Origin of the sequence: Mesorhizobium sp. M0954 (genome assembly GCF_040319155.1) — a bacterium.
Lineage (GTDB): Bacteria > Pseudomonadota > Alphaproteobacteria > Rhizobiales > Rhizobiaceae > Mesorhizobium.
Map to the genome: position 1 here is coordinate 1 of NZ_JAMYNR010000079.1, position 1,041 is coordinate 1,041.

Annotated in this window: 1 protein-coding gene; it reads left to right on the top strand. The window is 65.9% G+C overall.

Going from position 1 to position 1,041, the window contains the following annotated elements:
• Nucleotides 1–1,041, top strand: a 1,041-nt coding sequence (locus tag NKH93_RS34215) for an IS110 family RNA-guided transposase (RefSeq protein ID WP_502896549.1), incomplete at both ends; no start/stop codon positions are given.

A 1,041-nucleotide genomic window follows, 5' to 3' on the forward strand; every position in this document is an offset into this window, starting at 1 on the left:
ACCCGCTCGGGACTGGAAGGGTTCGGCCGCAGTTTGCGACGGACGGATGAGGTTGTCGTCGAGGCCACGGGCAACGCCATGGCGGTGGTGCGGGTTCTGTCGCCCTATGTTGGCCGGGTGATTGTCGCCAACCCGATGCAGGTGAAGGCGATCGCCCATGCCAGGATTAAGACCGACAAGATCGATGCCGGCGTTCTGGCGCAGCTCCATGCCAGCGGCTTTCTGCCGGAGGTCTGGGTACCTGACGAGCGGACCGAGCGGCTTCGCCGCCTCGTCGCGCGGCGCAACCAGGTAGTTCGGCATCGCACGCGCGTGAAGAACGAGGTGCATGGCATCCTGCAGGCGCACCTAGTGCCGAAGTGCCCGCATGCCGATCTGTTCAACAATCGCGGTCGCGCCTGGCTCGAGCGGCAGGTGCTTCCCGACGACGAGCGGGCCGCCATCGCTCGCCACATCCGCGAGATTGACCGCCTGGCCGAGGATCTGGCCGACCTCGATCGCGACATCGCCCGGGAAGCGATTGATGATGTGCAAGTCCGGCGGCTTCAGACGATCACCGGCGTCAATGCCATCGTCGCGAGCGGTATCATCGCCGCCGTCGGCGATATCCGGCGGTTTCGCGAACCGCAGAAGCTGGTGAGCTACTTCGGCCTCAATCCGCGTGTGCGCCAATCCGGTCTTGGCTTGGCGCAATATGGCCGGATCAGCAAACATGGTCGTTCCCATGCCCGCGCCATGCTGGTCGAGGCCGCCTGGGCGACGGCGAAGGCGCCCGGACCGCTCAGGGCCTTCTTCCTACGCATCCGTAACAAGCGCGGCCATCAGGTCGCAGCCGTGGCACTCGCCCGCAAGCTCGCCGTGTTGATCTGGCATCTGCTGACAAAGGAGCAGGACTACTTCTGGGCTCGCCCGGCGCTGGTGGCGGCAAAGCAGAGGCAGCTCGCTCTCAAGGCCGGCGCGCCGGGCGAGCGCGGTGTCGGTCGCCGCGGTTCGGCTTACGCCTACAACGTGAAGGAGTTGCGAAACAGCGAGAAAGCCGCG